Annotated in this window: 19 protein-coding genes; 8 read left to right on the top strand and 11 right to left on the bottom strand. The window is 43.4% G+C overall.

The annotated features are described in order from the left end of the window. Window positions 1-213: 213 nt before the first annotated feature. The gene (locus tag L4D20_RS10630; RefSeq protein WP_428801544.1) at window positions 214-1,305 is read left to right on the top strand and encodes a LacI family DNA-binding transcriptional regulator; all 1,092 of its coding nucleotides are present in this window, start codon (window positions 214-216) and stop codon (window positions 1,303-1,305) included. Between the two features lie 291 nt (window positions 1,306-1,596). Further along, window positions 1,597-1,935, top strand: a complete 339-nt coding sequence (locus L4D20_RS10625) for a cytosolic protein (RefSeq protein ID WP_428801543.1) — start codon at window positions 1,597-1,599, stop codon at window positions 1,933-1,935. 96 nt (window positions 1,936-2,031) lie between these two features. Here L4D20_RS10625 and L4D20_RS10620 read toward each other — a convergent pair whose 3' ends face one another. The 3 genes from L4D20_RS10620 to L4D20_RS10610 all read right to left on the bottom strand — a co-directional run bounded on the left by L4D20_RS10620 (window position 2,032) and on the right by L4D20_RS10610 (window position 4,155). Then, window positions 2,032-2,793, bottom strand: a complete 762-nt coding sequence (locus L4D20_RS10620; RefSeq protein WP_428801542.1) for a carbon-nitrogen hydrolase family protein — start codon at window positions 2,791-2,793, stop codon at window positions 2,032-2,034. A 220-nt stretch (window positions 2,794-3,013) separates the two neighbouring features. Next, on the bottom strand, window positions 3,014-3,472 hold the full coding sequence (locus tag L4D20_RS10615) for a nucleoside deaminase (RefSeq protein ID WP_428801541.1): 459 nt from the start codon (window positions 3,470-3,472) through the stop codon (window positions 3,014-3,016). Next, window positions 3,466-4,155, bottom strand: coding sequence for an FMN-dependent NADH-azoreductase (locus tag L4D20_RS10610; RefSeq protein WP_428801540.1), 690 nt, complete (start codon window positions 4,153-4,155; stop codon window positions 3,466-3,468). The genes L4D20_RS10615 and L4D20_RS10610 overlap by 7 nt, the downstream gene beginning before the upstream one ends. A 135-nt stretch (window positions 4,156-4,290) precedes the next feature. Between L4D20_RS10610 and L4D20_RS10605 the strand changes: the two genes are divergently transcribed. After that, window positions 4,291-5,175 (top strand): LysR family transcriptional regulator, encoded by an 885-nt coding sequence (locus L4D20_RS10605; RefSeq protein WP_428801539.1) that lies wholly within the window; start codon window positions 4,291-4,293, stop codon window positions 5,173-5,175. 93 nt (window positions 5,176-5,268) lie between these two features. Here L4D20_RS10605 and L4D20_RS10600 read toward each other — a convergent pair whose 3' ends face one another. Next, entirely contained in the window at window positions 5,269-6,162 is an 894-nt protein-coding gene (locus L4D20_RS10600; RefSeq protein ID WP_428801538.1) for a LysR family transcriptional regulator, read from the bottom strand. Window positions 6,163-6,264: 102 nt separating this feature from the next. Between L4D20_RS10600 and L4D20_RS10595 the strand changes: the two genes are divergently transcribed. From L4D20_RS10595 to L4D20_RS10580, 4 genes are all read left to right on the top strand, one after another. Further along, window positions 6,265-6,918, top strand: a complete 654-nt coding sequence (locus L4D20_RS10595) for a glutathione S-transferase family protein (RefSeq protein WP_428801537.1) — start codon at window positions 6,265-6,267, stop codon at window positions 6,916-6,918. A gap of 869 nt (window positions 6,919-7,787) precedes the next feature. Then, entirely contained in the window at window positions 7,788-8,804 is a 1,017-nt protein-coding gene (locus L4D20_RS10590; protein ID WP_428801536.1) for an ABC transporter ATP-binding protein, read from the top strand. A gap of 4 nt (window positions 8,805-8,808) precedes the next feature. Further along, window positions 8,809-9,771: an extracellular solute-binding protein gene (locus L4D20_RS10585; protein ID WP_428801535.1), complete on the top strand. Its 963-nt coding sequence runs from the start codon at window positions 8,809-8,811 to the stop codon at window positions 9,769-9,771. A gap of 66 nt (window positions 9,772-9,837) precedes the next feature. Beyond that, window positions 9,838-11,511: an ABC transporter permease gene (locus L4D20_RS10580; RefSeq protein WP_428801534.1), complete on the top strand. Its 1,674-nt coding sequence runs from the start codon at window positions 9,838-9,840 to the stop codon at window positions 11,509-11,511. A 219-nt stretch (window positions 11,512-11,730) separates the two neighbouring features. On the opposite strand, the gene L4D20_RS10575 is transcribed toward L4D20_RS10580, so the two are convergent. Continuing rightward, window positions 11,731-12,117, bottom strand: a complete 387-nt coding sequence (locus tag L4D20_RS10575; protein WP_428801533.1) for a hypothetical protein — start codon at window positions 12,115-12,117, stop codon at window positions 11,731-11,733. A 2,224-nt stretch (window positions 12,118-14,341) separates the two neighbouring features. Here L4D20_RS10575 and L4D20_RS10570 point away from each other — a divergent pair. Next, on the top strand, window positions 14,342-15,088 hold the full coding sequence (locus tag L4D20_RS10570; RefSeq protein WP_428801532.1) for a hypothetical protein: 747 nt from the start codon (window positions 14,342-14,344) through the stop codon (window positions 15,086-15,088). A gap of 89 nt (window positions 15,089-15,177) precedes the next feature. Here the strand turns inward: L4D20_RS10570 and L4D20_RS10565 are convergent, their stop codons facing one another. The 6 genes from L4D20_RS10565 to L4D20_RS10540 all read right to left on the bottom strand — a co-directional run bounded on the left by L4D20_RS10565 (window position 15,178) and on the right by L4D20_RS10540 (window position 23,724). Further along, the gene (locus L4D20_RS10565; RefSeq protein ID WP_428801531.1) at window positions 15,178-16,023 is read right to left on the bottom strand and encodes an HD domain-containing protein; all 846 of its coding nucleotides are present in this window, start codon (window positions 16,021-16,023) and stop codon (window positions 15,178-15,180) included. Window positions 16,024-16,351: 328 nt separating this feature from the next. Then, window positions 16,352-18,766, bottom strand: a complete 2,415-nt coding sequence (locus tag L4D20_RS10560) for a hypothetical protein (protein WP_428801530.1) — start codon at window positions 18,764-18,766, stop codon at window positions 16,352-16,354. Further along, entirely contained in the window at window positions 18,766-20,250 is a 1,485-nt protein-coding gene (locus tag L4D20_RS10555) for a glycerophosphodiester phosphodiesterase (RefSeq protein WP_428801529.1), read from the bottom strand. The genes L4D20_RS10560 and L4D20_RS10555 overlap by 1 nt, the downstream gene beginning before the upstream one ends. 1,256 nt (window positions 20,251-21,506) lie before the next feature. Then, entirely contained in the window at window positions 21,507-22,094 is a 588-nt protein-coding gene (locus tag L4D20_RS10550) for a hypothetical protein (protein ID WP_428801528.1), read from the bottom strand. A 798-nt stretch (window positions 22,095-22,892) separates the two neighbouring features. Continuing rightward, complete coding sequence (locus L4D20_RS10545; protein ID WP_428801527.1) at window positions 22,893-23,441, bottom strand: hypothetical protein; 549 nt, start codon at window positions 23,439-23,441, stop codon at window positions 22,893-22,895. Window positions 23,442-23,535: 94 nt separating this feature from the next. After that, window positions 23,536-23,724 (bottom strand): AlpA family transcriptional regulator, encoded by a 189-nt coding sequence (locus L4D20_RS10540; RefSeq protein WP_428801526.1) that lies wholly within the window; start codon window positions 23,722-23,724, stop codon window positions 23,536-23,538. Between the last annotated feature and the right edge of the window lie 87 nt (window positions 23,725-23,811).

The following is a 23,811-nucleotide window of genomic DNA, read 5'->3' as shown; positions in this document are numbered from 1 at the left end:
AATTCTCGTTATGGGACGTTTCCCAACTAGGAAACTTTTCCCACAAGAAAGAAACAAGTTAAGCCATTGATAACAGGAGCATAAATTGCAGGTTGATTAAAATAAATATTTTCATCAAGATGAAACATTGATTAGAAGTGGCAAATAACATAAAGTTTCACCATATGACCTTCTTAAAGGGAAAACTTTTCCCAACGGGCGAAGTAACACTGAATGCCACTAAAAAACAAACCACAAAAAGTCACCCTTTCCACTATTGAGTCAGTAACAGGCGTCTCTAAAAGTACAATTTCAAGAGTTCTTAACAATAGTAAGTTCGTTAAGCCTGAAATAAGAGATAAAGTCCTGCAAGCCATTGAAGATACTGGTTATAAAAAGAGTGCACCAAAGCTACAGATTGGAATGAAGATAAGCCGGATAACACTCGTAATGGGAGATTATCTTGGCATGGCATCAGGCTTCTACACCCGTCTTATCAGTCAAATTAAAGAAGAAGCAAAAGAACTCGGGCTGGCGATTGATTTAGTTGTGCTCAAAAACATAACGGATCCAGAAATAGTGTCGAAGCAGGTCGCGGGACGTGAAGCTATTCTATTACTCGGATTGGATACCCCAGAAGTGATAAGTACAATTCAGGCTCATCAAACTCCTATGGTAATTGTAAATGGTTCAGATTTACGCCTTAACTCTTCTTCTGTATCCCCTGACTATGCCCTTGGTGGGCTGATGGCTACCCAGAGCTTACTAGACGCGGGACATCGAAATATAAAACTGATTTTGAGCGATTATCGATACTCACTTTTTGAACGAAAAGCTGGCTTTATCCGTGCTTTGGAAGGTGCCGGTATTGTATTTGATGCCAGTCAACATGTATTAGATCTAGAAGACTATGCCCGAGAAAAAATGAACGACAGCACGTTGGCGGACCTTATTTCTTCAGGTAAAGCGGGAATGGACTTTGGCGCATCAATAGTTCTCCCTCATGCTATTGCCAACGGTGAGTTAAAGAATGTAACGGCTGCTTTTTGTGTCTGTGACATGGTCGCGATTTCATTAATTGATAGCCTAACGAGTGAGGGGGTTAAAGTACCATCTGAAATATCAGTGATTGGGTTTGATGATCTGGAAATATCCTCATTAACAGAGCCACCTTTAAGCACTATCAAAACTAACTTTAGCACCTTAGCTAAATCTGCGGTACGTTTACTCGTGACAGAAATAGGCCACGGACATGACTATAGTGTTAGGTTAAATACTCAAGTGAATTTGGTAGAGCGAAAATCTATACATAACCTCATTACTTAGTATTTTCTACAAATAGTAAACGGGAAAAATGCAGATTTAATTGAGCGTAGTGGATCAGTAAATTTAGCCAAAGAATCAGAGCTCTAGACATAAGGAAAAGTAAGTCAAATTGAGAGTCTTAAAATTGGCCTCAACCCTGCTATAGCTTGTTTTGGGGCAAAAATGAGTTTCAAGTTGGCCTAGTGAATGTCCGGAAATGGCACCGAATTACCGTATTTAGAAACTAAATCCCTACTACGTTCCGTCCCTGATAGTGATAGAATCTCCACATCAGAATTATCGAGAAACTCTATGTTTATCCATCATGTTAACGGCATCGACTGGCTGGTGATTACAGCTTTTGAAGAACTGAAAACTATGTTCATCGAAGACGCCGGTACGATCCCCTGTTGCTTCTCTACCTCTAGCGAATTGTGCCTGATTGATCAAGCCAAGCGCGCTTATGGATATTTGCCTGCACTCAGCGGTGTAATCACCGATACTGGCACATTTCAAAGCCAAGATAACGAAGAAGATTTGAACCCACAGCTTGCCTGCCTAGTTGAGGGGCGCGGTCGGGTGTTTATCTATCACGGCGGCTTTGTGGCTTTTGTGGATGACGAGCAAACCTTTATTACCCGATTGGACTGAAAATCATTCAGTAAGTTGAAATCGGCGAATTGGCATCCCTAGCCGTTCATCCGCAAGCGTTGCGCTTATTAACGGGGCAGCTTTGAGCTAGCTAGGCTAAATAGCGCAACCCAATGGCTGGAATTTCACATTGTGGATATTACTGCTGGTAATTGTGCAAAACGTAATCCCCTCACGATTTTTACTGCCTTGAATAACAATTTCGCCGTCACTATCCCATACGGTACATTGTCCCGCAGCATCCCATCCACCAGTTTCTCCGACAAAATTTGATAACAGTACTGGCACATTAAGCTTATTCGCAATGCTTGATAGCAAACCACTATCATTTGAGAAGCCACTTTTTGAAATCAAGGCACTTACAAGATATGCATCTACATTTGACGCTTTAGCATCATTGTAATGGCGAGGATCTGTAAAATCAGCACAAACAGCGAGTGAGAACTTTACTTGATCAATGCTAAAGCAGTAATTTTCATTGCCTGCTACGCAGTATTCATTTTCTCCTTGATGAAGATACTGCTTTTGATAGTAATCAACATCTCCGTTAGGATGTAAAATAACTGCGCCTATATAAGGCTTTGCTTGCCCACTTATTAAAGGGCATCCAGCTATAATCGTTAAACCATTTGTAACCGCTGTGTTGGAAAGCGAGTCGATTAGTGGTGAGGATTGATTTATAGCTAGTTCCGCCAATAGTTCTGGTTCATAACCAGTCAATGACAACTCAGGGAACATGATTATTTTTGCGCCCAAGCATACTGCACTTGTACATAGCTTATTGTGCGCTTCAATATTCTCTGAGATATTTCCTCTCACTGCTCCGTATTGAGCTAAAGCCACCCTTACATCACTCATTATTTAACTTATACCAAAACAGTAAAAACAAAGAATCATACTATCATGCGCACAAGGTCATACATAAGAAAACTAGGGCCTATTCCAAGCCTAAAATAAGCTCAATTACCGCTCCTCTGGCACACAACGAGGTAAGTGGCTAGTTAGTATGGTGGGCGCATAGGCTCAAGAAACATGAGGTCCTCCTTGAACCCAACGCTTTAATCAAAGATCAATCGGTCTACGCTTTTTGGTACTGGATGAATGGAGCTATTTTAAACTCATTGGGTAGATTCTCAATCTTCAAGCTAGGTATCACTTCATGTTGTGGTACATAGGTCCATAAATAATCAAACCCGACTTGCTTGACTTCATTTCTATCTAGCAAAATCACAACCTGACTGATTTCAGCTAGACGTATAGCCATATAGCATAGACCGCATGGTTCACCAGAAGCGAACAAGGTTGAACCAGCCAGAGAAGTACGCCCTAACCTTTCACTAGCCGCTCTAATCGCTTGTATTTCAGCATGAGCCGTACAATCATTTAGCTCATTAACTTGATTTACCCCCTCCGCTATACAGTCCCCCTGCTGATTAACAATGACTGATGAAAAAGGTAGGCCGCCTTTTTCGACTTGCTGCTGAGCGAGCACAACCGTCTGTTTAGCAAAATAGGTGATTTTCATTGTATCTAACATGTTTTAAGCCCCCACATCTCGTTTTCGGCTAACTTAGACGCAAGTTCATCGGCTTTAAATTCTGCCATTTGCAATGATTTTTCATGCCTATTACCAGAAAACTCCTGATACTCGGATGCTATTTCGTAAATCTCAGCCGCACCTAAATATTTACTCAAAGTGCGTAAATGCGGCACCAAATGACTGGATGTTTCGTTTACTCCGCCTTTTTCGAAGCCAAACTCACCACTTGATGTAACTATGACTAAAATCTTACCTGACAAGAGAGGCGATAAGGGCTGATCACCACGCGCCAAATCAAAATCAAAGGTTTTGTTGATACGTACGATTTGATCAAACCAAGCCTTTAATTGCGCTGGCATTCCGTAATTATACATTGGCGACGAAATGACGATGATATTCGCTTTTTCAACCTCAGCAATAAGCTCATCTGACTGCGCCAAGATCTGTTGCTGCTGATCTGTTTTTTCTAGCTCTGGTGTAAACACCGCGCCTATCCAGTCTTGGGTAATAAACTGAGGTGGATTTACTCCGACGTCACGATAGATGTACTCATCTATCTCAGCTTGCTCTTTAAACTGTGTTATAAACCTTTTTGCTAGATTTTTTGAAATAGAGTCGTGTTGTGGGTTTGCATTCTCGATTGCTCTAACACTAGAGTCTACATGTAGAATAATACTCATCTTAGCTGCCTTTTCTTGTTTAACCTGTCTACCATTTTTCTATTTCATTGGGTAAATAACAAACGAGTAAAATGCATTTACAGATGAGTAAAAGTCATCTAATTTTAATATTCATTGATTAAAAGAGTAGCAATCATGCAAGTGTCGTTACCTGCGCTTAAGGCATTTGAGTCGGCTGCCAGGCTAGGCAGTTTTAAGGCAGCTGCAGCTGAGCTATCCATTTCCCCAACAGCGGTATCTCATCACATAAATAAGCTTGAGCAGCGACTCAACGTTACCTTATTCACACGTGCCGCGAGAAAAGTGACGCTTACGGAACTTGGTAAAGAACTCGCCGCCGCTACCAGCCATGGATTTCAATCTATTGAAACGGTGATCGAAAAAATCACGACAAAAGATAAACAAATCAATGTAACTACCACATCGTCATTTGCTGCTTTGGTTTTAATCCCCGCTCTTCAAGAGTTTTATACGCAATATCCCGAGATTCAGGTGAATATTACAAGTGGTGAGAGCATTGATGCTAATAACTTCACCTTACCTATTCGACTCGGGGAAACGGCCAAACAATCAAGCAGGGATATCCTCAAACTCGAAGAGTTCAATCTATTTTGCACAGCCCACGCTGCTGCTCAGTTTCGCCAGACTGAACAAATAACGATTTACACCACTGATTGGAAAAACAGCAGCTTGCCCAAGGTGCCGTTACAATCATGGTTGGAACTCAACGGATTACTGAATAAACAAATTCAAGTTAGATATTTCGACCAAGAGTTATTTGGTATACAGCAAGCTTTACTAGAAAACGCTTATGTATTCAGTTCAAGAACGCTCACGCAAGGTTATTTAAAGGCTGGTGTGTTAACTGAATTGGACACCCGAACTATCAACTCTCAACTTTGTTACTACATAGCTAATAAAGAAAAGCGCCTTTCTCGACATAACTTTAAGTTCATAGAATGGCTAGAAGAGTTGCTTAAGAAGGGAGGAATAACCAGTAATAAAGACATAGCCAGCTAGGCTCCTATAAACCTGGCTGTATTGATTAGAAAAAAGGGGGGCTCAATATGACCACTCGCCCAATCGACGAGACTCATAATGGAGCAAACCTAGTCAGGTCGTCGCGCCGAGCTTATCGATAACAAAATCCAGAAATACTCTTACCCTCTCAGGTTGATAATCTCCTCCACGAAATAGAGCACTTAAGGGAAATCTCAGCGGTTCAAAACCAACATCGAGCTTTTTCAGAAGGCCATTTTTTACATACTGTGCGGCGATAATATCTGGTTGATAGCTTACTCCAACGCCGGATAGCGTTAATTGTCGGAGCAGCCTTGGGCTATTACTTTTAAATACACCTCGTACCGCGATATTGGCACTATCCACCCGCTGGTCTAGAGAACGAGCCACGGGCCATCGTGCCGTAGGGTGCAAGTTGCTATCAATGAGACAGGGGACGCAATCAAGTTCAAGACCCTGCAGGTACTGTTTCGCTAGAGCAGGAGCAGCATACACAGAGCTTTGAAGAGACATAATCTTACGTTGGTTCAAGCTTGAGTCATTGAGTTCACTTGCTCGAAAGGCGATGTCGATACCCTGCTCTACTAAATCGAGTTTTTGATTGGTGACTATCATATCGATCTGAATATCTGGATAACGAGTATGAAACTCTGGAATTAACGGGCTTAATAACTCTTCGGCAAAGCCCTGTGAAGCCGTCACGCGTAGCGGCCCAGAGATAACTTTATTACTTGAATGGAGTTGATTGTAGAGTTTGTCGACCTGCAACAAAACCTGTTGTGCTTGCAGGTAATATTGCCGTCCAGCTTGTTCTACTGACAACTTGCGGGTGGTTCGATTAAACAGTTTCACTCCGAGCTGTTTCTCAACCTGATTAACGTATTTTGAGGCCAGAGACTTTGATATGCCTAAACGCTCGGAGGCAGCAGTAAAAGATCCTGTTTCAACCACCGCGACAACTGTTCTCATTCCATCGATAGTGTCCATTAATTGTCAACATATTGAAGATTATCATTCCATGTTAACGGGGTTTTTCTTCTTCGCAAGTTGTTCTTAAATAGTAACAAGACAAACACTTAGGAGAAAACAATGATCAAGCTATATTGGCACCCTATCTCAGGACACGCCCACCGCGCACATATGCTATTGAGTATGCTCGAATTGGATTTTGAGTTGATTTTGGTTGACTTGCCAGCAGGCGAGCAGCAACAGCCAGAGTTTTTGGCGCTTAATCCCTTCGGGCAGGTCCCGGTGTTGGTAGATGGCGAAACGGTGATTTCTGATTCTAATGCAATATTGGTTTACCTAGCCAGTATGTATGATAAACAACAGAATTGGCTTCCTCATACGCCTAAAGAGCGTGCACATGTAGAGCAGTTTCTCTCGCTAGCCGCTTTCCGATTAGCTGGCTCAGTGGCCAAACTACGTGCAGCTAACTTATTTAATCGCAGTCTTGACAGTGACACGTTAACTAAGGAAGCCAATAAACTATTTGAGCAGTTACAAGGTTACCAGAAAAACCGCAAATGGTTGGTGGGAAAGGAACCTAGTATTGCTGACTTAGCACTATACAGTTACATAAAGCTAGCCCCAGAGGGTGGTATAAGTTTAGCAAACTACCCAGCCTTGCAAGCTTGGATTCAACGAATTGAAGCATTGCCTGGTTTTGTGCCAATGCAACTGTCGAATGTGGGGTTACGTGCGGAAGCACAAACTAGTGATACGGTCGAAAGAACGTTATAGACAGAAACCATTTAAAGTCGACAGCTTAAATAACACTCATGGCAGCTAAGTTTATGTATATCGACTTGGCAACAGGGTAGTGAACGACCTTTAAGTTGGACATTGGAAGTTGCTGAAAAAGGTAACCCTGCTGTGGTATTCAACCCTTGGGTCATTTTGATGATAGAACCAAATGCTCAGATGTGAAAAAGCCCTGCAAAAGCAAGGCTTTAAAATGTGGCGGTGAGTGAGACCTCAGACTTAGCTGCTTAAAGCATTGATTTTCATAGCTTGTTCAAAGTTAAACTTACAAAAGCATTTCTTTACGCATACACCTAAGTTTCTTTATCCAAATTTCTTATCTTTCTAAGCAAGTCAAGTATAGCTGAAGTTAACTGGACTAACTTGCTAGACAAACAGCCTCATACTCTAAAGGGTATCATAGTTAAAGTTGAGTACCTGAGTCTTATTATTAAAGAGTAAAAAGAGACATTATTGGAACTTTCCTATCTCCCTTCTCTTCCCTTAAGCAAGGGGAAGCACTATTGCGAATAAAGTGCCCTCAAAACTACAGTCCCTCACAAATGTTACGAAGTACTAGCTGTGAAGGTTCTGGACATAAATGAGCTAGTGATTTTTTCTAACACTGTTCAAATGGATAACGTTTGGGATCGGAAAGTCGCTTAGTGAAGTGTCCAGTTTGACTGGCGCAGATCAGGCATTCCTGCCCCAGAACGACTGGATAAAGTGATACTTTCATGTCAACTAAATGATCCTTCCATTTCAATATAATAGTTATTTACAGCCATATCAAAGGCTTAATACAAGAGCAATAAAACCTTAACAAACGAAAGTCATGATAGCTAGATTACTTGATTTTGGTTACTTCTATGAGCCTGACAATTCGACAGATCAACAAAAAGTTTGGGGACGCAACTGCCCTTTCTGATGTTAATTTAACACTCAAACAAGGCGAACTGGTGGCGCTCGTTGGTCCTTCTGGTTGCGGTAAAACCACTCTTCTAAGAAGTATCGCAGGCCTTGAACAGCCATGTTCAGGAACAATCACCATCAATGATCAGATCGTTTTTAAAAACGACACGACAGATACCAGCCCATCAGGTAAAGGCAAAAACAGGCCACTGTCATTGCCAACTCAGCAACGCAATCTCGGCATGGTTTTTCAAGATTTCGCGCTCTGGCCTCACCTAACCGTATTCGAGAATGTGGCATTTGGCCTTCGCGCCCGAAAGCAGACAAAAGATTTAACCCAGCGAGTATCGTGTGCGTTGGATCAAGTCCAGCTTGGTCAGTTTGTCCAGCGTTTTCCCAATCAGTTATCAGGTGGTCAGCAGCAACGCATCTCTATCGCGCGCGCCATTGTTATGCAGCCTCAGTTGATTTTATTAGACGAGCCTCTCTCTGCGCTCGACGCTGTATTAAAAGAACAAATTCAACAGCTATTGGTTAGCCTGCTTAAAGAGCATCAGCTGACCTCAGTGTATGTCACCCATGACCAATCAGAAGCCATGTCGATGGCAGATAAAGTCATGATATTGAATCAAGGTAGGGTTGAGCAGTTTGACCGACCTGAGACGATCTATCACGCTCCAGCAACGGAGTTTGTGGCGAACTTTATTGGCAAAAACAATCGCCTACCAAACAGTGATGGTCGAACCTTTATTCGAATGGAAGCACTTAAGTTTCAGCAAGCCGCTAACGATAGTGATGTCCGTTTTGAAGCTTCAATCAGACATGTTCGCTTTCAAGGGCAGCATTATCTCGTCGAAGCCGATGTCGGTGGAGAGCAGTGGTATTTTTGCGCTCCTCAACGCTTAGAAGCAGGTCAAAGCATTTCGCTTTACTGCGCCCCAGAACATATAAATCAAATTCAGTTACAAGGATAGCAACATGAAAAATATCACTCTTCTCGCCATCTCGCTAGGGCTACTCTCTGCGCCATTGGCAGCGACGGATCTTACTGTTTATACTGCAGGCCCAAAAGGCTTAGCTAATAAGCTGATTAAAGATTACGAAACCGTTTCTGGTAATAAAGTGGTGACCTATAAAGCAACGACGGGCCGTATTCTTGGACGCCTAAAAGCGGAAGAAGCTCGCCCAGTTGCCGACGCAGTGATTTTGGCGTCTTGGCCTGCTGCGATGGGGCTACAGAGTGAAGGACTTCTACACTCTTTCACTCCAGAAAATGCCAATAAGCTACACGAAGGGTGGAGCAATCAAGACCAGTTGTTTGCATACTCTGGCGCGGCGCTTGCCATCACTTACAACACGCGATTAGTTAAAGAAGCGCCTGCCTCTTTAAAAGCGTACACAGAGAATGACTGGAAAGGTCAAGTTGTGATCCCTGATCCATCTGAGTCTGGTTCTGCACTTGATTTTGTCTCTGGCTTTATTGCCAATGATTCTAAAGCCGCATGGGATCTTTTCTCTGCTTGGCATGAGAACGACGTCGATGTGAACGGTGCAAACCGCCCTGCTCTCAATCAGGTAGTGAATGGCTCTAAGTCTGTTGTTATTGCGGGCGTGGATTACATGGGTTACAGCGAAAAGAAAAAAGGTAACCCAATCGAAGTTATCTACCCAGAAGAAGGCACTGTGATTGCACCAAGACCTGCAATGGTTCTTGAGTCGAGCAAAAATAAAGAGACCGCAGAAGACTTTGTCGCTTATCTACTCAGTGACCGCGCGCAAAACATCGTTGCCGATGCACTATTGCTGCCTGGTCGAAGCGACGTGTCTGCTCACCCATCTCGCCCTAACTACGCTGACATAAAACAACTTGATTATGATTGGAACTGGATGTTCGAAAACCAAGCAACCGTGACAACGAAATTTGGTGACATGTTCCGCTAGACCTTACTGAGTATGGAGAGGATGACCTCTCCATATTTTACTTAATCTACCCACTACAGACTCTTTATGACCATTCTCCCAGCGTCTATATCGAACACCAAGTACCTCACACTTGCCCTTATTAGCCTCAGCATTCTTACCTTGATGCCCATGAGTACCATACTCGCTAACAGCGTTTACCAAGATGGCGAATGGTATTTTATCTCTCTGTTCAAGCAACTGGTTGATGGCTATACCATAGGCGTGCTGTGGAATTCGATTCGGCTCGCTTTTCTGGTGACGATTGTTGCGACTCTGCTTGCCGCGCCTCTCGCATGGATAACAGCCAAAACAACGTTAGGTCGCCACAAATGGCTCGATATCGTTATTCTCATTCCTTTCATGACGCCCCCTTTTATCGACTCTATGGGGTGGATGACCTTTATGAGGCCAAGGGGCTATTTGGAGCAACTCTTCCCTAGTTTATCTGGACTTCAATCGGGCTTTTTTTCACTAGCGGGCATGGTGCTTATTATGAGCCTGTCACTGTTTCCATTCATGTACTTGGTGATTAAAAACAGTCTATTACGCGTGAGTGCCAGCCTAGAAGAAGCTGCCATCATCTGCGGCACTTCGTCACGCAGAATGCTATTGAAGATCACCGCGCCATTGGTGCTTTCGGGCTACCTAATGGGAGCGCTGCTGGTTTTTGTCAAAACCATCTCTGAATTCGGTACACCAGCCACGCTCGGGAAGCAGATCGGCTACTACGTTCTCACCACAGAGATCCACCGTTTTACCTCGACATGGCCAATAGATTTCGCCAAGGCTTCTGTCTTATCGCTGGTGTTATTAACCACCAGCATGCTGATGTGGATGGGGCAACTCTACATCTCGAATCGCTATCAATATCAGCTGATTTCAGGCAAAGGTAATCAGTCTCGAATCATTACCCTCAGCAGCTGGCAGAAACTGCTGTGTTGGGCAACCATAACAGCCATATTAGGACTTTCGATTGGCGTGCCATATTTTTCCATAACGGCAACAGCACTGATTGATTTGGCAGGTTTAGGCTTAAGTTGGGACAACTTAACGTTTAAACATTTTCTTCAGGTTTTTGATTCCGATGGCTACGCGTTTGAAGCCCTGTTAAACAGTATTCAGCTGAGCCTGATTTCAGCAACAATCTGCGCAGCACTTGGCATCTGGTATGGGCTATTGATCGTTAAAGGCCAATCGAAGCTCACTAGAGTCATCGATTTTGCGAGCCTTCTTTCTAACACGGTCCCAGGGATTGTGGTGGTTTTTGGTTTAATTTTGTTTTGGAACTCGCCTAATAACCCAGTCCCGCTTTACAACACAAAAGGCATGTTGGTCATCACCTACGTTGTGCTGTTTTTGCCTTACACTGTGCAATACGTGAAGTCAGCTGCCGAGCAATTAAGCTACAGCTTAGAAGACGCTGCCAAGGTATGCGGCGCTTCCACCTCCTATCACTTTACCAAGGTGACATTACCATTAATTCTTCCCGGAGTGATTGCTGGATGGACAATGAGCTTCATTATCGGGCAACGTGAATTAGTCGGTTCGTTAATGGTGAAACCACCCGGCGTTGAAACCACCGCTACCTTCATTTTCAGCGAGTTTGATCAAGGTAACACAAGCTTAGCAATGGCAATGGCGCTGGTTGTTGTCACCGTTACGGTATCGATTTTGGCGTTACTGAAAATAATAGAGTCGAAGCGTTCGCGCCAAAGTTAGCAAACGCATAATAGCTATGACTTACCCTATAAAAATGCCCTCACCTATCGTACAGAGATAAGTGAGGGCGTTTTTGCGAAAATAAATGTGATGCTAAATTCTAGTAAGAGATAAAATATCTGGATTTGGCCACAGCTAGCTACTTCTATCTGAAACATATATGGACAAAAAATAAGCCAGTGCAAAATGCACTGTCTTAGAAGCTATGAGTATGTTGCACTACGGCTTTTCGACGTAAATTGCTTGGCCACTAACAGTTTGTTCAGAGATGGGGATCAAGTACTGATAGTCGGTACCCTGTCCACCTAACATTACTGAGTTATTACTACCTGTAGCGCCTAGTAAAACCCCATTAGCTCCGAGTTTTGCTGCCTGTTTTTTCAGTTCTTCAATGGCATAGTCTATTGATCCTTGCTTTGTTAAGCCTGCATCACTGGAAGCATTAACCAACGCTATTGTGTCATATGATTCTGGCGGCTCGATGTAGAGCCGAACTGTCTCTGGCTCAATAGGCTCTCTCGCTTCACCAACCAAAATAGAAGACCCAGAAGCACATCCTGTTAGAACAACGATGAACGCGAGTAAAAGTGATTTATAAATTCTCATTTTCCACTACTGAAAGATTGTTTGAGCGACATTATATAGTCTCTGGGCGGATTACAGGGACGGAGTTAACAATCTCTTACATTACAGCTCAAAGACTGTAGGGTGGAATTTTTAGGTCCCAGTATCATATAGATGGTCTTCGATGGCAGCCCACTATTTATCCTTACTAGCCTTTGTTATTAACTGGAACTCCATACCACAATACTACGACCCTAATGCAGTAGACATTACACATATAAGAAAAAATAGGTCAAATCACCTCACTATGATTTTTGAGGTTAAGCGCCGCTGGCAAGGAATGGGGCAACAGCTTGTCAGAAATTTAGCTAATTGAAACCCTAAGAAATAGGGTTCCTTTCGACTAACAATCAGTGCCTTCTGAAAGTAACAATGCGTCTTCTAATTCAACACCAAGATAGCGAATCGCGGCCAAAACGTGCCATTTTCATCAAAATTTATTAGTGATGTTCAACGAGGTAAATTAAAGTTAGATATTGTTAACTTATACCGAAAGAGAGTAAATCTCCCAGTATTGACTTGACCAATTTTAGAGAACCCCCAAACGGGGGCATCCATAAATCAACAAGCGACGGTGTTGATGTAGGCCGAAGGATAAGAACTGCCTACGCCTACATAACACCACAGATTGGTATTGCTCACCGTATCTACGCTCTAACGATTCAGCGCACTACTCACAATCCAAATTATCAGTTACACAATTCAACATACCCGTTTGAATTGATCTCTATTTGCTAAGCCACTTCCTTCTCCTGTTCTACCCTGCAACGCTAAGGCTGCTGCGTTGCGTTTGGCGGTTAGGACGATAGTTTGGCTGCTTAATGATTTGTTGATAAAAAAATCATGACAACAGATTAGAGGAGTGAGTAAAAAGAAAGCTCATAATGCTTACTATTGCTCAATAATATTAACGTCTTGAGCGAAGTCTATATAACAGAGTACAATTTATTTGATTATAAGAAACACCGTTCAAAACGGAATCACGTTAAAATTCGAGCTGTTTGGTAGCTAACTACAGAAAAACTACGGGGCGACTACAGAAAAACGACAGAGAAACGACAGAAAAACTACATCCTTCAAAAATCGACCCAACAATATTAGAACCAGTGCCGAAGTCTATATAACAGAGAATCACTTTACCTGATGTTTTAAGCATATAAAATACACCGTTCAAAATTGTGTAGCCATCGAATTTAGTGAGTTTTTCGAAAAACTACAGAGAAACTACAGAGAAACTACAGAGAAACGATAAAGAAACGACATCCTTCAAAAATACCGCAAAAACACATTAACGACCTGAACGAAGTCTAGATAACAGAGAAAGAAAAACCCCGCAATTTCAGCAAAAATGCCGGTAAAAAGTGCCATAAATCTACGAAAACGTCCATTTTCTCTCTATAACACAGAGTTTATTCTTTGATAGAATATTTGATTATTAAAACAAAGAATACATCCTGACCACCCCTTTTTTTGGTGTAAATCGCAAGACGAAACCGCTTGGCCCTGCCCGACTGTCCATCCTAGACACTGAACTACCCGTATATCTCTCCTAGACAACAGACTGCCCTCCCCGAGTGTTCATCCAAGACGCTCTCATCACACGACTACACCGTCACGCCATGAGTCTGACTCCACCAGCAAAGCCATAAAAAGCGCTAACCCATCAGGCAAAGACAGTATGCTCATGCGAGACTGCCCGAGTGGAGGCCTAGGGGGCTTGGTAAAGCTCACTGTTAGTATGTTGTCTTGCAAAGACTATAGGAAGTTAGAAATTGATGCGACATAGGAAACAAGGAGCTATTTCCAATTCAACAGCTCAATACTGTAAAGGCATGACTTTCAGCGCAAACATATTCGAGAGAATCTACCGACACTAAATCCGATATAGTCTTGGTATGACATTCAACCAACGAAAAGTTCATTGTGCCTAAGGAAGTCACTCACCTTTTAAATCGATCACCAATACCGTAGATGCAAGATTTTGAGTTTTAATGTGTCTTGTTAACAGCCCTTTCAAACCGTGACAACGGAATTCAACACTGTCTTGCCATGACACTGTAAAGCCCGTCTTCTCCCTGTCATGGAAAGACAATAAGCCTAAATCCATTAAAACTAAATTTTAAGCAGGCAAAATAGCGCCCTTATTTCAGACATCATCTACTTATTTGAGTAATGATTGTTAAGTCAGAATATAAAGGCCACTTTTATGAACATAAAAAGCACAAAAAGTGATATTCAATTATTAACCTCCATTATTGAAAGCTCTATCACTAAAATTAATAATGATATTTTTCGTATCGTAGTGCGTGCAACTGATACTGTCATTGACCTTGAAGCACTTGCCGCTGAACACTATCGTTCAGAGCAATATCATCAAAACCTTGTAATTCGCTCAACTAATTTCAAACATAAACGTTCAGAGATGTACAAGACCGGGCATATGTTATTAACCCACTCCTATGCACAAAAAAAGAATCCCAACTGGCCAAGGGCATTAACTTATGAACTATACCTGCTTGATTACTCACGAAATCCCAGCGGAAGAAAGAAGCTCTATGACCAGTATATGCAATGCGAATCGGAAATCGCTACGATGTATAAACGAAAAGCCAGTTACAGAATCCCTATGAGCGATGACTCAAAGTCAGAGCACAAAGTCATGATTAGACCAGAGCCTGCAAAAAGGTACATGAAAGATAGTGAATACAGACTGTTTCTTAAATTTTATAAACTCGCCTATCCATTGTTACTTGAATACTCAGCGTTAAGAAGCCGCTACAAATTCTGTTTAGAGCAACGACGTAGTATGCTTCGAGAGTTTATTAAACGCGAAGAGGTTGAGTGCAATAGATACTGGCTTGCAGGTGAAGCTACCTTAATTAGTGCCATCAGTAATCAATACCCTGCTATCGCAGCCCTATTTACACCTCAAGAGAATGAGTTATGTAAATAGAGCGACTAACCCCTAAGGATGTGCGCCTTGGGGAAGCCAAATATACAATTCGACGTAGTGTCGATTAACCGTACATCAACCATCCACATTCACTGTGGATTACGGAAAACCTTACGGTTGCAATTATGAATGAAGTAGTAATAAGACGGAGCATGAGCAAACAGTTGATTTGCTCGGCTAACTGATGCAGACAAACGATCTGCATTCTGAACAGCCAAAGAAATTGGATTGCTGTCATAGCCATGAGTTTTTAGCCACGACATGCTAAGCAGCTCCCACCAACTCTTTTTATTTGTCCACAAAACATCTAGTGCTTTCGAAAACATCTGAAAAACAAGAGGCTCATGTTGAGTTGGAATGTACCTTATTTCACCACCCAAATAACTAGCAAAAGCTTTACCAGTATCATGTAGCAGTGCCGCGACTAAAGCGACCTGATACGACTTATCGCTAAATTCAAACGCATTCATAGCGCCAACGACAGAGGTAACAACCTCAACACTGTGAGCTAATAACCCTCCCTCTTCAGAATGGTGATGATTACGGCTAGCACCAAGGGTTAGAAAATGGCTTAGGAATTCATGATCACATCGAAAGGTATCGACAAAACCAATCAGGTTTTCGTCAGTAATGGACGACAAGATCGTGCATAAAGCGTAGTAATTAATAGCGAAGTTATCGGTATGAACAACTGATAGCTCATGTAGAAAACGAGAGGGCATTAAATCTCTCAAGGGCTCTACATACTCAATCGATGCTTCCCCCTTATCATCATATGCCCATTGGACATACACTATTTGATCAAGCTTATACTGCACAAAATTAACAACATTATTTGGCAAGTAGACAGTGTTACTGCAGCCATCTTTAGATGGTACGAAAACTTCAACTTGCTGTGGTTTTATGGTAACCACATAACCTAATTGAGAGCCCATTGTTTGTTCCCTTCTTCGGTGAGTTAAAATGTCATATACACCTCAGTTCGGAAAGTTGCAGAAAATTTGAATTTTTTAGAAAAATAGTACGTAAAAATGGCAAAAGTGATAATTAAGGTACGACAGAATCGCTTGGTGATCACAGGAAATCGGAAACACTCGAAGCTCAGAATTGGACATAATTATTCATGGTGAGTCTTAGTCATTTTCTACGTTGAAGGTCGTTTTCAACGTTCAGTTTATACCAATAACTGAAGGTGCTATCCCCATATTTAGGGGCTGCCTGACAACAACCCACAATGATGCTTCTGACCCTATTGACTCGCGATTATTTGTCGAGGTCAATCCGGTGATGGGTACTGGCCAGCGTGTGCGTGACCCACAATCGCGTGGACCGGTAGCCGTTTGCACTAACTTCAATATCGTATTGGCCCGAGGGTAAGAGCATGCCTTCTTGGTAGCGGGGTTTGATGTTCATGATGCGCACACGAAACCCTGGCTGATACTGAACGTTTGATTGGATCGTCAACGGCAATGACTTCGACGTTAGATCCGGCTGCTCTGTGCTGAGGGGCGCAGTGTCTGTAGATCCGATTGACTGTGAAGATCCAAGCCAATTCAGTTTGTAGTTTTCAAAGGAGTTGTCTAATTGGGCGATGGTGTGCTCCAAATTAGAAGAAAATCCTTGAGAGATCCCCATGCTTTGATCGATTCGCGCCCCCACAGGATGAATCAAAGGTTGAGTGTGAATGACCCAGCGGACGGCGTAGGCCCCAGACGGGGTTAAAGTGTCACTGATCTGATCTAAGAAATACCCAATAGTGGATTCTTTTTGGGTGTATTTGGATGAAAGAAAGTGAACTGGGATAACAAATATCACTATAAAGACCATTACGGACAGGCCCAATTGGAAGGAGCGACTTTTCAGCGTGGGTACTGGTGTGGGTTTATGATAGTGGTACAAAGCGACGCATTTACCGGGTAATTTAAACACCGTTAAGATGACTAAAAACAGCGATAAGCCCATCGAGATAGGGGGCACTATGATTGAGCGCAGGGCAGTTTTTCCTTGTTCGGCGTATGGGCCACCGTCTGCAAACTGGGTTCTCGCCGCTTCAATGTACGCCAGCCAATAATTTCTTTCCCTTTTGACGTTAGGCACAATGACATGCTGATAAAATTGTTTGTTATTCCAAGTCGCCAGCATGGGCTCAATGTAATAACGCTCGCCCATTTGTTGCCGGATTTGCTCTTGAACCGCTGAGATTTTTTGGAACTGTGGCCATGAAAGGTTAGGCTTGATGTCATAATCGCGTTGTTTGGCTTGCGCCTTCCAATGAGCGTCGGTTTCCTTGATCACTTTGGCTTTCACGGTGTTTTTGAACAGGGTGATGTGGGCCACTTGCCAATCAGACTTTAACTCGATCCCTTGGGAGCGCATTTTTTGACGAACCTTCTCAGCGGTGGTGGCATGGTGTCGAAAGACCGACATCGATTCAATGCCCATTGGGTAGCCCGTTTCATTGCGAAATTTGTCTTTCCACAGTACCAGGATCCGAGGGGTGTAATGGGACACGCGGTTGGTGTATATCCGATCTTCTTGTGCTTCGCCGGCTTGGCCTGCCACTTGTTCTAATCCCGCTAATACCGCAGACAGACCTAACGTACCGAGCGCTTCACCCCAAGAGGTCTCACCTTTGGTGCGTCGAAGTTGAATGTCTAGCCAGTAATCCATTGGTTTAAAAGGAATGCTGTTATTGCTCAGTAACCGCTCGTAACGTTCATCGACGCGGTTGTAGCACCGCGTTCTTGAATTGCCGGAGCGGTCGTGACAACGGTTTTGGTCTTGAAATAGGTCAAAGATGGGCTGCGCTATTTTCTGAGCACGGGCTTCCGCGCGAGCCAAGTACGCTTGCTCAGCTTTTTGGTAGTCACGATACCCACTGACGATGGTGGATTCAACGTCTTCCCATGCCTTATTGGCGCGATGATGACGTGAGTCAATTGATTGGTTGTACTCACCTACGTGACCTTGGTAGGTTTTCCAGGCGTTCTGAACTTCGACTCTTAGCGACTTGTACTTCTCATAGTGCTCATCAAAATTGGCGTTCGCTCGATTTTGAATGTAGCGATCTAAGATGGGTATTTTCTTATCGTCAATATGACTTAGAAATCGATCATTGCTATACACCAAACCACCAATTAAGGCGAGAAATGTCATTTCAGACGCGTCGTTATGGGCGTCCGCATTGTAAGGAATGCCCTCGATATTTATGGCGTTCATCGCCAAGCTTGATCGTAACACGGATGAAAAAAACGCTTCTTGCCGCTGCTTAGGGGTGCTCGGCTCAATGAGCCAGGCGTCAATGAGTGCTTTTTGGCCGAAAAACACCGTTGGCCATACCACAAAAACGATGACCACAAATGAGAGTAGCGCGCGCCATTTGGTGGCGGTAAGCCACCCTTTCAGTACCAGATCAGCCACCAGCAGAGCGACGCCGATCCCGGAAACGGTACGGCCAAACAATTCGGTGTTATGCAGCTGCTCATCGGAAACGTCAATGCCCCCAGCAATTTCGACCAGTTTGGCATTAAACGCCACTTCCGGGAACAGGTACAAGACCGAACAAACAAAGAGCATCACGGCAAGCCATTTTGGCTTCTTACTGCGCTGTGACGTGCCCGACTCTGTGGACCCAGATGTCGGTGGTGTCGCGTTAGGGGTTTCGATGGCGTATGTCATTATTCTTCCGTTGGCAGGCTGATCAGGATTGCGTCAGTACTGAGATCGAGCACTTCATCTTGCACGTCAAACATCATGACAGACGTTGTCGCCGCTTGGCGTGGCGGTGGCGAGGAGGCCACAGGCTTGGGTACGGCTTGACGGCTCGTTAGGCTGCGGATCTTTCCCTGGTGCGTGATGTAGTGGTTATCACCCAAGTAAATGAATTGTTCAGGTAGTCGCTGAAAATCGGCGTCATTGGGCAGACGTGTAATGGCGAGTCCCAACTCCGTAGCTGGCTGATAACCCGTTGATGACGTCACCAAACTGGGCACTAGGCGCTGACAAATGGACAACTTGCTGGTGTCCATGATCGCTTCATCAGGCAGAGCCCTTCCCTGCTGTGCGAGTTTGGCTAACTTACTTTGATGGTAGTCTGTGCCATTGATGGTATAAGTCACGACGCGAAGGCCCTGAGCTTTCGTTCGACTATGAATGGTGGCGTGCTTACTGTAACTTCGGATGTCTACGTGAAGGCCACTGTTGGGGCCAAGGATCTTCTTAACGGTGCTGGCCGAATGCTTGGGCTTGGTTTTTCGGTACCGGCTTTCCATAGCAAACGCGCGGTCGATGTTCTTCTTGTTGTCTTGATAGTAGTCATCAGAATTCATACCACGTTTCGCGTCTCGTTTGAATTGAGCCACGGACGCCGCATCGGCTTCCCAGACATAGCCCAGATGGACGCTTGGATTGATCTCACGCATTTTCTTTAACACGTCCATGTCCATAGAGGAGAAAAAGTAGTTTTGATAGGGCAAGCTGCGCCTGGCCATCTCGTTGAGCTTATGCAGATCGGTCATGGTGCCATCGGAGGTTTTGATTTCGATATTGAGGGCTTGGTCTTTTGAGGCATAGTGGTACCAGTCGTTCACCGCTTCAGAGAAGTAAGCTGGGCGATAGCCGTTTAACGTGCCATCGGGATCACGGGTGCTCAGTGAGTTCCACTGCTGCACGTTCATCCGTGAAACGCGAAAGCGCTTGCCATCACCTCTGGCGGCAGCGCGGCCGGTTTCAATGTCGTGGTGCACAACCCAATGTTTGTCTTGTGTGAGCATGACGTCGATTTCCACGCCATCAAAGCCACCCACGGATGCCATTTGAATCGCATTACGTGAGTTCTCAGCGAAATTCGAGCTGCCACGGTGCGCGATCACATCTATCGGACACTGCCCTTGAATGGTAGCAATGTCACCGCCTGAGGTTTGATACAAATTACGTGATTTTAGCGCCAGCTGCATATCCCGAAATGTCGCTCTTCCCTCAGCGCTTTGGTCATTGGCGATAAGCTTTGCGTCTGCGGGCAGCCCCAGCCCGTATTCCTGATTGACTTGGGTCTGTTGCGATGAGGTGTCTGAGCCTGTTGAGGCGCACCCTTGAAGTGTGATCAGGGTGATGACCCCGAACATTTTGACGGCCGATGTGGTCCGCAAAACCGAATGTAGCATGATGTCCATATCCATGTTGAGTAATGTTGGAAATGACGAATGCAAGTTGCGTCTTGAGCCTGACAAGCACGGCTTAAGCGCACACAAACCACCCCATTAAATAACCTGGGGGCGTCATAGACCTGTGACTGAGCGAGAATGTGCCCTGCATCCTTGGCTTAGTCTTCTACCGTGTGTTTTGTGTCAATAGCACCACTCTTAATACGGGCGCAAACGAAAATGACTTACCTAGCCCTCGAGATTCATTATGGTGCACAAAATAACTTCGACTGTGAACACGCGCAATGTTTCATCGCGTTATCGAAGATGCTGTCGCACTAAAAACACGTAACCATTTGTATCAAAAGTATAAAAAACTTAACAGACCCCTGTTTTAGCGTCAACGATGGGGTGACAAAATACGCTTCATCCAATGCAAATTTAACCGGATTCCGCGACAACAGTGGTTGAATCGAGCGGTTTGAATTGATAGCAGATATTAGTAACTTCGTCTTATTCCCCACCTTAATGACTCAGTGAGTGAATTGCCAAGTCGGTGCCGCTTTAAATGCTAGGTGACTCAAGGCGCAGCGCCTTCATAGTACCCCTTTTTAGAAAGGTAAACTGTCTCAGTTGACAATACGAGGCCACTCCTGAGAGATTCCCAAGTCTTAAGTTCACCAATAAAGTGAAGAATGGCATATTCCCGGCACCCCACTCCTAACGGCAAGTGCAAGCAATCATTGACCCTATTTCACTCTTACATCGATATTTTAATTAACAGCGCAACACATGTACGCCGGGGCATGGTGAGGTAATTACTGGGAACTAAAATGTAACCAAACCAGCACTTCGTTATCAATACGCCACGCGATTTTACCTACTTCCGTGACGCTGTGGCGACCTTACTCCAGACAAAGCGAAAGAAAGCCCGCGCCTTTTGCACCGCCCTATTGGGCTTTGACTCAGTCAAATGCAACTTTGGTGAAGTGTGTGTTGAATCAGTAGATACAAGGAATGGGGCATTTTCGTGTTTCATGCCCCATAGGCACGTCTCTGGACAAAAACGTGTCAGTGACTTTGCTAATTTAGCTTAAAACGAATTATCAGAGGTATGGCAAAACCTCCAATCGAGTAACCACTTTTTGTCATCCATTACAACCACTGTTTCCACCCTTCAAAAATTACTTATCGATAAACAGAGATATTGCAAATCTCTAATTGAGTGGTCAAGTTATCTAAACCACTCAACCCTTTCCTTCAGAACTTACCAACGACTAGGTAGTGACACCGTCAACATCTACTACACTTAATGAATTGGTGCATATCGAGTTAAATCTCGTCTTAGCCGTTTTAACTTGAGAACGGGTCATAAAATGTCTGAAAACAGTCATCGACGTAATCCCAAGGAACAATGCCGCCAAAAATCCAATAAAAATACCCATTCTCCCTCCCCCAGCAAAAGCGAAACCAATAAAAAAAGGACCTAAAAACGAAAGTGCAATAATCATCAGATCACTTTGAATAACCGTAGGAAACCCCAAAAAACGTCGCGCAATTTTACTACCGAATTGTCCGGAAAATTTGTCAACGCTTACAAACAGGGCATCATTAATATCATGGCTATATACACCAACTATCCCTGAAGCGTCTATCTCGGGATCTCGAGCATAGATGACACTTACAACATGATCTTCACAAAGAGGTAAACTAGACGGTAATTCTATAAGAGATTCCTTTCCATCTTTTAGACTCGATATGTAAACTGATGCACCATTAATTTTTGATACTCGCCCTGTTTTTGAAGTAAATTCAAATGTCTTCTCTTTATCAAAACCTTCACAACTTATAGTCGAACTATTCATAAAAATCCCTTTTCCTGATCATATGGAGTGCTATTGTCATTTAGCGAGTTACTTAGACTTAAGTTTCTATAATACAAACTCCTCCAAATATAGGGTTGTTTTACAGCCTTAGTTTCATATGACTGTAATTTCATAATTTTGCATTTGTTTTTGTGATATTACTTTCAACAGTCCTATCATCGAAATGAGATAGAGTATCGGAATGGAATTTAGCAGACTAAAAGGTAAGCTGTACTCGTAAATACTCATAGAAAAACTTTAAATCTGATGACTGTGCTTCTACAATTTTCATGAGTCCCCCCCTGTTAAATATAATGAATGATACCCCCTAAGGGTGCTGCCGATCTTATGTGTTCTGTTAAGTTTCCAATCGTAAATACACATTAATAGTATGAGAAAAAGTAAGTCGAACGGAACTTGGGTGAACTGGGAAGCCAATCAGCTGTAACTTCGAATCGGGGCAAACTGAGTTACAAACAAATAAACAAGCTTTGGATAACCCCTGCTAGTGAAAATCACTAAGGTATCTACCAAGTCATGACAAACTTTACTCTTCCACTACACTGACTCCCTACGAGAACGCTACAAAATGTGTATGGATTGAAGACGCACGCTGCTTCGTAAGTTTATTCAAGCAAGAAACATTTAGTGTGACCATGACTGGCTTGCCGGTAAAGCCACGTTAATCGAGGCCGTCAACGCTGAGTACCTCACAATTGGCGCGTTATTCACCTCTCAAGAAGCGAGCAATATGACTAGAAATCAAAACGTGGATTTTCCAACGAAAACTTTAAGAGATTAGAATTTAGAATCGATTCGCGGATGTCCATGAACTACAGTACTAGTCGCTTTTTTCAGTGCTTTTACAACGTCATCACTCATTACCAGTTTAGGCTGATCTTCAGTGTGCTTGGGGGTGCGAAGTTGTTTATGAAGGGACGTGAGATTCGTAACACTAGAATGAAGCTTAGATGCACTGCGGCGAAGTGCCATCCAAGATTGGGCAATTTCATTATCTACTTCAACACTTCGAGTTAGACAATCGTACTGGAGCTGGAGCCTTTTCTTCAAAGCATGAAGCTGTGCTACCGCAATGTTTAGTTTTTCAACCGACTCGTCATCAAAATATTCAATTGGGCACTGAGAGTTTTCAATTGTCGTATAGACAGAATTAAGAGAGCCTGCTTTGTCATTGATCGACTCAGTAAGATCCTTAACCTCTACATTTGAGAACTCATCAGTCGAACTATTAACGTTAGCTTCAATAGCTAGCCTCCCTACTCTCGCAATGAGGTTACCTATAGTTGCACTCGCTGTACCGCTAAGTGCATTCACAATTTCACTCATAATCGCCCTTTCCAAGCAATGACCAAAATAGTATAGCGTAATCAATGCTTGTTTCTAACCATGTAAAGTTTAAAGCAATTATATTGTAAACACGTTAACGTTGTTCCATGCATCCTTGCATCCAACCTGATATTTCTGATTCCGACCATCCAACACTTCGGCCACCCAAAGGGATGGATTTAGGAAAAGCTTTACCATCTGCATAGCGATAGATAGAACTCTTTGATAGGCCCGTGATTAACATAACCTCTTTTAGCCTTAAGATACGGTCTACATTAGCCATAACTATTCTCCTAACTTTTTGTATTTCGATTCGTTTGTTCTAATATGGCGTAATAATTAGGGACTTTTGGTCAATAAGGACGCTATT

The organism is Vibrio kyushuensis, assembly GCF_050337325.1.
Lineage (GTDB): Bacteria > Pseudomonadota > Gammaproteobacteria > Enterobacterales > Vibrionaceae > Vibrio > Vibrio kyushuensis.
The sequence above is the reverse complement of the archived record's forward strand: the minus strand, read 5'-3'. Positions and strand labels throughout refer to the sequence as shown.

Coding starts and splice junctions, on each gene's coding strand:
- L4D20_RS10630 (WP_428801544.1), top strand. CDS start 214: ATGCCACTAAAAAACAAACCACAAAAAGTCACCCTTTCCACTATTGAG.
- L4D20_RS10625 (WP_428801543.1), top strand. CDS start 1,597: ATGTTTATCCATCATGTTAACGGCATCGACTGGCTGGTGATTACAGCT.
- L4D20_RS10620 (WP_428801542.1), bottom strand. CDS start 2,793: ATGAGTGATGTAAGGGTGGCTTTAGCTCAATACGGAGCAGTGAGAGGA.
- L4D20_RS10615 (WP_428801541.1), bottom strand. CDS start 3,472: ATGTTAGATACAATGAAAATCACCTATTTTGCTAAACAGACGGTTGTG.
- L4D20_RS10610 (WP_428801540.1), bottom strand. CDS start 4,155: ATGAGTATTATTCTACATGTAGACTCTAGTGTTAGAGCAATCGAGAAT.
- L4D20_RS10605 (WP_428801539.1), top strand. CDS start 4,291: ATGCAAGTGTCGTTACCTGCGCTTAAGGCATTTGAGTCGGCTGCCAGG.
- L4D20_RS10600 (WP_428801538.1), bottom strand. CDS start 6,162: ATGGACACTATCGATGGAATGAGAACAGTTGTCGCGGTGGTTGAAACA.
- L4D20_RS10595 (WP_428801537.1), top strand. CDS start 6,265: ATGATCAAGCTATATTGGCACCCTATCTCAGGACACGCCCACCGCGCA.
- L4D20_RS10590 (WP_428801536.1), top strand. CDS start 7,788: ATGAGCCTGACAATTCGACAGATCAACAAAAAGTTTGGGGACGCAACT.
- L4D20_RS10585 (WP_428801535.1), top strand. CDS start 8,809: ATGAAAAATATCACTCTTCTCGCCATCTCGCTAGGGCTACTCTCTGCG.
- L4D20_RS10580 (WP_428801534.1), top strand. CDS start 9,838: ATGACCATTCTCCCAGCGTCTATATCGAACACCAAGTACCTCACACTT.
- L4D20_RS10575 (WP_428801533.1), bottom strand. CDS start 12,117: ATGAGAATTTATAAATCACTTTTACTCGCGTTCATCGTTGTTCTAACA.
- L4D20_RS10570 (WP_428801532.1), top strand. CDS start 14,342: ATGAACATAAAAAGCACAAAAAGTGATATTCAATTATTAACCTCCATT.
- L4D20_RS10565 (WP_428801531.1), bottom strand. CDS start 16,023: ATGGGCTCTCAATTAGGTTATGTGGTTACCATAAAACCACAGCAAGTT.
- L4D20_RS10560 (WP_428801530.1), bottom strand. CDS start 18,766: ATGACATACGCCATCGAAACCCCTAACGCGACACCACCGACATCTGGG.
- L4D20_RS10555 (WP_428801529.1), bottom strand. CDS start 20,250: ATGCTACATTCGGTTTTGCGGACCACATCGGCCGTCAAAATGTTCGGG.
- L4D20_RS10550 (WP_428801528.1), bottom strand. CDS start 22,094: ATGAATAGTTCGACTATAAGTTGTGAAGGTTTTGATAAAGAGAAGACA.
- L4D20_RS10545 (WP_428801527.1), bottom strand. CDS start 23,441: ATGAGTGAAATTGTGAATGCACTTAGCGGTACAGCGAGTGCAACTATA.
- L4D20_RS10540 (WP_428801526.1), bottom strand. CDS start 23,724: ATGGCTAATGTAGACCGTATCTTAAGGCTAAAAGAGGTTATGTTAATC.